We start from the raw sequence: 8775 nt of genomic DNA, 5'->3' as shown, positions 1-8775 counted from the left end.
CTGTGCGTCGGCATGGCAGCCTGCGCGCGAGCAGATGGTCTCGTTCACGTCGGTTCTCCGGGGGCAGGCGGACGCTGTTCGTCCAGGCGGATCACCGTCGGTCGGGATGGCGACGGTGGGGGCGTCGGCGCGGTGCTGGTGAGGGCGCGACCGGGGTTCTCCGGCGCCGTCGGGCGGGTGTCCTTGCCGACGTTCGCGAGCACCACGGCGATGTACGGAAGCACGATCGCACCGACCGCGAACACCGCGGTGTACCAGCCGTACGGGGTGACGACGACCATCAGCGCGAAGCACGCGACGCGCACGCCCATCGTGATGAAGTAGTTGGTCATCCGCGACGCTGCTTCGTCGCGCGGCGCGGCGGGAAGCGAGGTCGCAGTCTGCGCTCTGGTCGACTTCTTCACGGTCCCTCCAGCCTACGCCGCCTGGCGCAGGCTGGAGCCCCGGTCAGTACGTGCTGGAGAGCGAGCCGACGCCGACGATCCAGATGACCGCGAAGAGCACGATGAGGAGCACGACCAGGCCGATGCCGACCCACCCGACGATGGTGCCGGCCAGTGCCATGCCGCGGCCCTTCTCACCCGACTTCGGGATCTGGCGCAGCGCGAGGTGGCCGAGGATCGCGCCGGCGATGGAGCCGACGATCGGCAGGATGCCGATGATGCCGAGGATGCTGCTCACGAGGGACAGGATCGCCAGCAGGTTGGTCTTCGGCTGCGCGTACCCGTAGGCGCCGGCGTAGGGGGCCTGGCCGTACGGTGCCTGGCCATACGGTGCCGGCGGCGCCGGCGGGTACGCCGGAGCGCTGTACGAGGTCTGCTCGGTGCCCGCCTGGCCATAGGGGGCCGGCGCGGCGGGTGCCGCGTAGGGCGGCTGCGCCGGCGGAGCGGCGTAGGGGGCCCCGGCGGGCGGAGGGCTGTAGGCGGGCGGCGGCGTGTAGGCCGGCGCGGTGTACGGGGGAGGGGTCGGCGCTGCCGGCTCGTTGGTCTCGCCGGCCGGGGGTGTGTTGTCGGGGGTGCTCAACGTCTCGCCTTTCCTCGCGGGTTGTCCCCAGGGTCCCAGTGCCGCACCGCGGGTGTCAAACGGGGGCCGCACTAGGCTGGGGCCGCCGCACGTCCGCACCATCCAGGGAGCTTCATGACCACCGCACGCGTCGTCCTCATCACCGGAGGCAACCGTGGCATCGGCCGCGCGATCGCCGAGCGTTTCGTCGCCGACGGTCACCGGGTCGCCGTCACCGCTCGCTCGGGCGAGGGGCCGGAGGGGACGCTCACGGTGCGCGCTGACGTGACGGATTCCGCGTCGCTGGATGCCGCTTACGCCGAGGTCGAGCGGGAGCTCGGCCCGGTCGAGGTGGTCGTCGCGAACGCCGGCATCACCAAGGACACGTTGCTGCTGCGGATGAGCGAGGAGGACTTCGACTCCGTGGTCGCCACGAACCTGGGCGGCACGTTCCGCGCCGTCAAGCGCGCGTCGAAGGGCATGCTGCGCGCCCGATGGGGCCGGGTCATCCTCATCTCCAGCGTCGTCGGCCTCTACGGCTCGGCGGGTCAGATCAATTACGCCGCGTCGAAGAGCGGTCTGGTCGGCTTCGCCCGGTCCCTCACGCGCGAGCTCGGCGGTCGCGGGATCACGGCCAACGTCGTGGCCCCCGGCTTCATCGAGACCGACATGACCGCGGCGCTGCCGGAAGAGACCCAGGCGGAGTACAAGCGCAACATCCCTGCGGGACGCTTCGCGACGGCCGCTGAGGTCGCCGGAGTGGTCGCGTGGCTCGCCTCGGACGATGCGGCCTACATCTCCGGCGCGGTGATCCCCGTCGACGGCGGTCTCGGCATGGGGCACTGACCCCGCGCCGACACGTCAGATGGCGCGTACGAGAGCGTCGGTGAACGACTGGGGCTGTGAGAACTGCGGCCAGTGACCGCTGCCGAGGTGCACCACCTGCGCGTCGTGGATCGCCGCGAACTCGTCGGCGAAGGCGCCCCATTCGGCGATCATCGCCGGAAGCGTCTCGGCGTCGAACGCCCCGGAGAGGATGGTCACCGGCACCGCGTGTCGGCGCGCGTCGTTGAGCGCCAGCGGATCGGTCGGCACGCGCGCCGGGACGCTGCGGGTGCGCTCGGCCGTCGCCGCCCGCGTCGGGGCGTCGAGATCGGCGACGTCGTCGGCGTCGAAGAAGTCCCAGCCCGGGAACGGCACCACCCCGTCGACGGTGTCGAACTCCGAGATGGTCCCGCCGCTGGGCGGCGGGACGGTGTCGACGAAGATCACGCGTGCGACCCGGTCGGGCCGGGCGTCGGCGGCGCCCCAGGCGACGTTGCCGCCGCCGCTGTGGCCGACGAGCACGACGGGGCCTGACGTCGCGTCGATCTCGGCGACGACCGCGTCGACCCAGTCGGCCATGCCGATCTCGGCACTGTCGTCTGCCGGAGCGCCGACGCCGGGAAGCGTCAGCGGGCGGGGGGAGTGACCGGCCGCGCGCAGCGCGGGGAGCGTGTCGTCCCACGACGACGCGTCGAGCCAGAGTCCGGGGATGAGGATGACGTCCATGGCCGCAGGCTACGCCGGGGCTCCGACATCCGACACGTCTCGGCCCCCAGGATCAGGGCAGCAACGGGATGACCTCGCGCAGGTCGACCCGCTCGATCACGAGGTCGGCCAGGGCGCGCACAGCGGGCTTGGCGTTGAAGGCCAGGCCGAGACCTGCGGCCGCCATCATCTGCAGGTCGTTCGCACCGTCGCCGATGGCGATGGTGCGAGACATCGGCACACCGTGTGCCGCGGCCCATTCCCGCAGCGCCGCGGCCTTGCCCGCGGCATCCACGATGTCGCCGTCGACGGCGCCGCTGAGCGCTCCGTCGGCGGCGTGCAGGCGGTTGGCCCGCCACACGTCGACGCCGAGGTCCGGCGCGACGGTGTCGAGGATCTCGTGGAACCCTCCGGAGACCACCGCGGCGATCCCGCCGCGTTCGTGGATGGCGGCGATAAGCTCCCGGACGCCGGGGGTCGGCTCCACACGGGACAGTACGCGGGCGAAGGATGCCACCGGCACCCCCCGCAGCTGAGCGACGCGGGAGCGCAGGCTCGCCGCGAACTCCACCTCGCCGCGCATCGCCGCCTCTGTGGCCGCGGCCACCTCGGCGCCGCGGCCCGCCTCGTCGGCGATCAGCTCGATGACCTCGTTGCGGATGAGCGTGGAATCGGCGTCGAACACGACGAGGAACCGGGCAGGCAGCACGCCTCCACGCTATCGCGCGCCGCGGGGCCGCTGTGTCAGCGCTCGACGACCGCGTTCTTGCCGACGATGGTGATGCCGGAGTCGGTCACGGTGAAGCCGCGGGACAGGTCCCGTGCCCGGTCGACGCCAACGGTCGCACCTTCGAGCAGTCGCACGTTCTTGTCGAGGATCGCCCGGTGCACCCGTGCGCCCGCCCCGATGTCGACGTGGTCGAACAGCACCGAATCGGTGATGGTCGAGCCGCCGCCGGTCAGCGCCCAGGGGCCGACCACGCTGCGTTCGAGGTGCGTGCCCGAGAGCACCGAGCCGAGCGACACGATCGAGTCGATCGCGTTGCCGATGCGGCCGACCGAGTCGCGCACGAACTTCGCCGGCGGCGAGTTGACAGTCTGCGAGTGGATGGGCCACGCGGTGTTGTACAGGTTGAACACCGGCAGCGTCGAGATGAGATCCATGTGGGCGTCGAAGAACGAGTCGATCGTCCCCACGTCTCGCCAGTAGTCGCGATCGCGGTCGTTGGAGCCCGGAACCTCGTTGCGCTTGAAGTCGTACACGCCCGCCTCGCCGCGCTCGACGAAGTAGGGGATGATGTCACCGCCCATGTCGTGGTTCGACGTCGGCACCTCTCCGTCGGCCTCGACCGCCTCGATGAGCGCGTCGGCGTCGAAGATGTAGTTGCCCATCGACGCGAGCACCTCGTGCGGTGCATCGGCGAGACCGGTCGGGTCCTGCGGCTTCTCGAGGAAGTCCTTGATCTTCGTGGGGTCTTCGGCGGTCACGTCGATGACGCCGAATTGGTTCGCCATCGAGATCGGCTGGCGGATGGCGGCGACGGTCGCCTTGTTGCCGGAGGCGATGTGAGCGTCGAGCATCTGCCGGAAGTCCATGCGGTACACGTGGTCGGCGCCGACCACGACGACGATATCGGGCTTCTCGTCGTTGATCAGGTTGAGGCTCTGCAGGATGGCATCGGCCGAACCCGAGAACCACCGCTTGCCCAGTCGCTGCTGCGCCGGCACCGAGGCGACGTACGAATCCAGCAGCGCCGACATGCGCCACGTCTGCGAGATGTGGCGGTCGAGGCTGTGGGACTTGTACTGGGTGAGCACCACGAGCTGCCGCAGCCCCGAGTTGATGAGGTTGGAGATGGCGAAATCGATGAGGCGGTACTGGCCGCCGAATGGAACAGCGGGTTTCGCGCGGTCGGCGGTCAAGGGCATGAGGCGTTTTCCCTCGCCGCCGGCGAGGATGATTCCGAAGACCTTCGGCGTCGTAGGCATGGCTCAACACTATGGCCACCGATGGGGGCCTGCCAGCAAGGCGCGATCACTTGCGCTGTACTAGCGTTCGTGGCATGCGCGTAGACATCGTCACCAAGGAATACCCCCCGGAGATCTACGGCGGGGCCGGCGTCCACGTCACCGAGCTGGTGAAGGCGCTGCGGTCCCAGCTGGAGGTGCGGGTGCGCGCGTTCGGGGCCGCTCGCGACGAAGAGGGGACCACGTCGTACGGCGTTCCGGCGGAGCTGGCATCGGCCAACGGTGCCGTGCAGACGCTCGGCACCGACCTCGAGATCGTCGGCGATGTCGCCGGCGCCGACGTGGTGCACAGCCACACCTGGTACGCCAATTTCGCCGGGCACCTGGCCTCGCTCCTCCACGGCATCCCGCACATCGTCACGGCGCACTCGCTCGAGCCGCTGCGGCCGTGGAAGGCCGAGCAGCTCGGCGGCGGGTACGCCATCTCGAGCTACGTCGAGAAGACCGCCTACGAGGGCGCGGCAGCCATCGTCGCCGTGAGCGAAGGGATGCGCCAGGACATCCTGCGCAGCTACCCGACGCTCGATCCCGACAAGGTGCGGGTGATCTACAACGGCATCGACGTCGACGCCTGGCACCCCGTGTCGGATCCCGAGCTTCTCGCCGAGCTGGGCGTGGATGCCGCGCGGCCGAGTGTCGTCTTCGTCGGCCGCATCACGCGTCAGAAGGGCCTGCCGTACCTGCTGCGCGCCGCGGCCCTGCTGCCGCCGGAGGTGCAGCTGGTGCTGTGCGCGGGAGCCCCCGACACCCCGCAGATCATGGCGGAGGTCGAGGAGCTCGTGCGCGGTCTGCAGCAGGACCGCTCGGGTGTGGTCTGGATCGACCGTCACCTCTCGCGTCACGAGCTGTGCACGCTGCTGTCGGCCGCGACGACGTTCGTGTGCCCCTCGGTGTACGAGCCGCTCGGCATCGTCAACCTCGAGGCGATGGCGTGCGGTGCGGCCGTCGTCGGCACCGCGACCGGTGGCATCCCCGAGGTGGTCGTCGACGGCGTCACCGGGCGTCTCGTGCCGATCGACCAGGTGCAGGACGGCACCGGAACGCCGACCGATCCGGAGCAGTACGTCGCCGACCTCGCCGCCGTGCTCACCGAGGTCGTCTCCGACCCCGAGCGGGCCGCCGAATACGGGCGCGCCGGCCGCGCCCGCGCCGCGGAGGCCTTCAGCTGGCAGGCGATCGCCGACACGACGGCCGCGCTGTACGCCGAGGTGACCGGCGGCGGCCGATAGGCTGGGCGCATGGCTGAGGTTCTCGAGTTCTCCGACGTCGTCGTCCGCCGGAATGCCCGGGACATCGTCGATCATGTCGACTGGACCGTCACCGACGACCAGCGGTGGGTGATCCTCGGGCCGAACGGGGCGGGCAAGACCACCCTGCTGCAGCTGGCCGCGACGCTCATGCACCCGACGTCGGGAGTCGTGACGATCCTGGAGGAGCGGCTCGGCCGCACCGACGTGTTCGAGCTGCGCCCGCGCATCGGCTTCGCCTCGTCGGCGATGGCCCGACGCGTGCCGCCGGAGGAGACGGTGCTCAACGTCGTGCTGACCGCTGCGTTCGCGGTCGTGGGCCGCTGGAACGAGGCGTACGAGGACATCGACGAGCGCCGCGCCCTGCGCGTCTTGGCGGAGTGGAAGCTCGACCACCTGGCCGACCGCATGTTCGGCACGCTGTCGGACGGTGAGCAGAAGCGGGTGCAGATCGCCCGCGCCGTGATGACCGACCCCGAGCTGCTGCTGCTGGACGAGCCCACCGCGAGCCTGGACCTCGGCGCGCGCGAGGAGCTGCTGGCGCTGCTGAGCGGTTACGCGCAGGCGCCGACGACGCCCGCCATGGTCATGGTGACGCACCACGTGGAGGAGATCCCGGTGGGATTCACCCACGTGCTGCTGCTGCGCGAGGGCAGGGTGGTGGCTGCCGGCCCGATCGCCGAGACCCTCACCGCCGAGAACCTCACCGAGGCGTTCGGCCTGCAGATCGCACTGCACGAAGAAGCGGGGCGCTACTCGGCCCGCGCCGTGGTGGCCTCCGCCTGACCGCACGTCCGGCGGCGGTACGCGGTGTGCCGCAGGGCTGATAGAATCGTTCCTTGGTGCATTCGCACCGCAGACTTTGACCGTTCTGGCAAAATCCAGAGCACCACCTCAAGGACACCTCATGAAGACTGACATCCACCCCGACTACCGCCCCATCGTGTTCCGCGACCTGGGTTCGGGAGAACTGTTCCTCACGCGCTCGACCGTCACCAGCGACAAGACCGTTGAGTTCGAGGGCACCGAGTACCCCGTCATCGATGTCGAGATCTCGTCGGCTTCGCACCCGTTCTACACGGGCAAGCAGCGCATCATGGACTCGGCCGGTCGCGTCGAGAAGTTCAACCAGCGCTTCAAGAACTTCGGCACCAAGTAAGTCGCCGCAACGAAGAAGGCCCCGCTTCGGCGGGGCCTTCTTCGTTGCACGGCGGAGTCAGCGCACCGGCCAGCTGCCGTCGAGGCTGTCGTCGGGGTCGAGCCGGCCGACCTTGATGAAGTACTCCGTGAGGCTTGCGGCCTGCGCCCGCGCCCAGGCGATCTGCTGCGTGTGCAGCTCCTGCGCCGTGGGGGGCAGCTGCGGCCCGAACCGCTCGGCGAGAGCCTGCGCGACCCTTCCGGCGGCGACCGCGTCCGCGCACGCGTCGTGGGCGCCTTCCAGCGGAACGGCGTAGTGCGCCGCGACGGCCTCGAGCGTGCGCTTGCCGCGGCGGTACCGGTCGTGCGCCTTGTCGAGGACGAGGGGATCGATGATGGGCCCGGGGGAGCGAAGCGGGCGAACGCCGTGTCGCGCGGCTTCGTGCTTGAGCAGCGAGAAGTCGTAGCAGGCGTTGTAGGCGACCACCGGGATGCCGGAGGCGAAGAGGCCCCGCAGCATCTGCACGACGTCGGCGACGACTTCGGCTGCGGCCCGCCCCTCGGCGCGGGCGCGCGCCGTCGTGATGCCGTGTACCGCCGTCGCACCCTCGGGGATGTCGATGCCGGGGTCGGCGAGCCAGTCCCGGGCGTGCACGACCGAGCCGGAGCCGTCGATCACGCCGACGTGGGCGGTGACGATGCGGTCGCTCTCGACGTCGACGCCGGTCGTCTCGAGGTCGAAGACGCCGACGAGTCGCGTCCACGCCGGAATGCGCGCAGGCTCGGGAAAGCCGAGAAGCGGCTCGGGCTGCCACATCGTCATGTCGACAACGCTAAAGCCGGGCGCCGACATCGGCGGGCAGGCACACCGGCGCCGCCTCTTAGACTTGAAAGATGACGGCCCCGCACCCCTACGCCGACTCGCTGGCGCGCATTCCGGTGCGCCGACATGAGGTGGCGGTGCAGGGTGGCACGACCGCCTACTGGGAGTACGGTCCCTCCGCGGCGGAGCACACCATCGTGGCAGTGCACGGCTTCCGCGGCGAGCACCACGGTTTGGAGCCGGTGGTCGCGCACCTCGACGGCATCCGCGTGCTCATGCCCGATCTCCCCGGCTTCGGCGAGACCGCGCCCCTTCCCGGGCGTCGCCACGACCTCGCCGCATACGCCGAGTGGCTCGCAGACTTCGTCGCCGCGACCGCACCCGGAGCGGTGATCCTCGGGCACTCGTTCGGCTCCATCGTGGTCGCGGCGGCCGTCGCCGGCGGACTGGACACCCCGCGGGTGATCCTCGTGAACCCGATCGGCGCGCCGGCGCTGGAAGGCCCCCGCGGCATCCTCACCCGGCTGGCGGTCTTCTACTACTGGGCCGGGGCCAAGCTGCCGCGGCCCATCGGCAGCGCCGTGCTGCGCAGCGGCCTGATCGTGCGGGTCATGAGCATGTCGATGACCAAGACCCGGGACCGAGCCCTGCGACGCTTCGTGCACGACCAGCACGACACGTACTTCTCGCGGTTCGCCGACCGCGACGTGCTGCACGACGCGTTCCTCGCCTCGGTGTCCAACGACATCCGCGCGTACGCTCCGGCGATCCACCAGCCGACCCTGCTGGTGGCCGCGGTGCAGGACGACATCACGCCCATCGAGGCGGAGCGGCACCTGGCGACGCTGTTCCCCGACGCGCAGCTGGTCGAGATCGACGGCGTGGGACACCTCATCCACTACGAGACGCCGCGGCCGGCAGCGAAGGCGATCAGGCGGTTTCTGCAGCCTTCCGCCGACGGTACGCGTTGACGTTCATCCTATTGCCGCAGTTGCCGGTGTCGCAGTA

General features: G+C 70.4%; 11 protein-coding genes. 5 read left to right on the top strand and 6 right to left on the bottom strand.

Annotated elements, in window-relative coordinates:
- Nucleotides 1-44: 44 nt before the first annotated feature.
- Nucleotides 45-404: a DUF3099 domain-containing protein gene (locus NQ160_RS13600; RefSeq protein ID WP_257515754.1), complete on the bottom strand. Its 360-nt coding sequence runs from the start codon at nucleotides 402-404 to the stop codon at nucleotides 45-47.
- Between the two features lie 43 nt (nucleotides 405-447).
- Nucleotides 448-1023 carry a DUF4190 domain-containing protein gene (locus NQ160_RS13595; RefSeq protein ID WP_257515753.1) on the bottom strand — a complete coding sequence of 192 codons (576 nt, stop codon included), beginning with the start codon at nucleotides 1021-1023 and terminating at the stop codon, nucleotides 448-450.
- 114 nt (nucleotides 1024-1137) lie between these two features.
- Between NQ160_RS13595 and NQ160_RS13590 the strand changes: the two genes are divergently transcribed.
- A complete protein-coding gene (locus tag NQ160_RS13590) occupies nucleotides 1138-1848 on the top strand; it encodes a beta-ketoacyl-ACP reductase (RefSeq protein WP_257515752.1) in 711 nt (236 codons plus the stop codon).
- 15 nt (nucleotides 1849-1863) lie between these two features.
- On the opposite strand, the gene NQ160_RS13585 is transcribed toward NQ160_RS13590, so the two are convergent.
- From NQ160_RS13585 to glgC, 3 genes are read right to left on the bottom strand one after another with little or no spacing between them, the layout of a single operon-like run.
- A complete protein-coding gene (locus NQ160_RS13585; protein WP_257515751.1) occupies nucleotides 1864-2553 on the bottom strand; it encodes an alpha/beta fold hydrolase in 690 nt (229 codons plus the stop codon).
- 52 nt (nucleotides 2554-2605) lie between these two features.
- A complete protein-coding gene (serB, locus tag NQ160_RS13580; protein WP_374113656.1) occupies nucleotides 2606-3241 on the bottom strand; it encodes a phosphoserine phosphatase SerB in 636 nt (211 codons plus the stop codon).
- Between the two features lie 35 nt (nucleotides 3242-3276).
- Entirely contained in the window at nucleotides 3277-4521 is a 1245-nt protein-coding gene (glgC, locus tag NQ160_RS13575; protein ID WP_257515750.1) for a glucose-1-phosphate adenylyltransferase, read from the bottom strand.
- Nucleotides 4522-4595: 74 nt separating this feature from the next.
- Between glgC and glgA the strand changes: the two genes are divergently transcribed.
- The 3 genes from glgA to NQ160_RS13560 all read left to right on the top strand — a co-directional run bounded on the left by glgA (nucleotide 4596) and on the right by NQ160_RS13560 (nucleotide 6966).
- Complete coding sequence (gene glgA, locus NQ160_RS13570) at nucleotides 4596-5789, top strand: glycogen synthase (RefSeq protein WP_257515749.1); 1194 nt, start codon at nucleotides 4596-4598, stop codon at nucleotides 5787-5789.
- Nucleotides 5790-5798: 9 nt separating this feature from the next.
- Entirely contained in the window at nucleotides 5799-6593 is a 795-nt protein-coding gene (locus tag NQ160_RS13565; protein WP_257515748.1) for an ABC transporter ATP-binding protein, read from the top strand.
- Between the two features lie 121 nt (nucleotides 6594-6714).
- Nucleotides 6715-6966, top strand: coding sequence for a type B 50S ribosomal protein L31 (locus NQ160_RS13560; protein WP_191719139.1), 252 nt, complete (start codon nucleotides 6715-6717; stop codon nucleotides 6964-6966).
- Nucleotides 6967-7023: 57 nt separating this feature from the next.
- On the opposite strand, the gene NQ160_RS13555 is transcribed toward NQ160_RS13560, so the two are convergent.
- Nucleotides 7024-7767 (bottom strand): exonuclease domain-containing protein, encoded by a 744-nt coding sequence (locus NQ160_RS13555; RefSeq protein ID WP_257515747.1) that lies wholly within the window; start codon nucleotides 7765-7767, stop codon nucleotides 7024-7026.
- A gap of 71 nt (nucleotides 7768-7838) precedes the next feature.
- On the opposite strand from NQ160_RS13555, the gene NQ160_RS13550 reads away from it, so the two are divergent.
- Nucleotides 7839-8738: an alpha/beta fold hydrolase gene (locus NQ160_RS13550; protein WP_257515746.1), complete on the top strand. Its 900-nt coding sequence runs from the start codon at nucleotides 7839-7841 to the stop codon at nucleotides 8736-8738.
- Nucleotides 8739-8775: the final 37 nt, after the last annotated feature.

The sequence above is a fragment of the Microbacterium sp. zg.Y909 genome, assembly GCF_024626565.1.
This window is presented reverse-complemented; position numbering and strand designations above follow the sequence as displayed.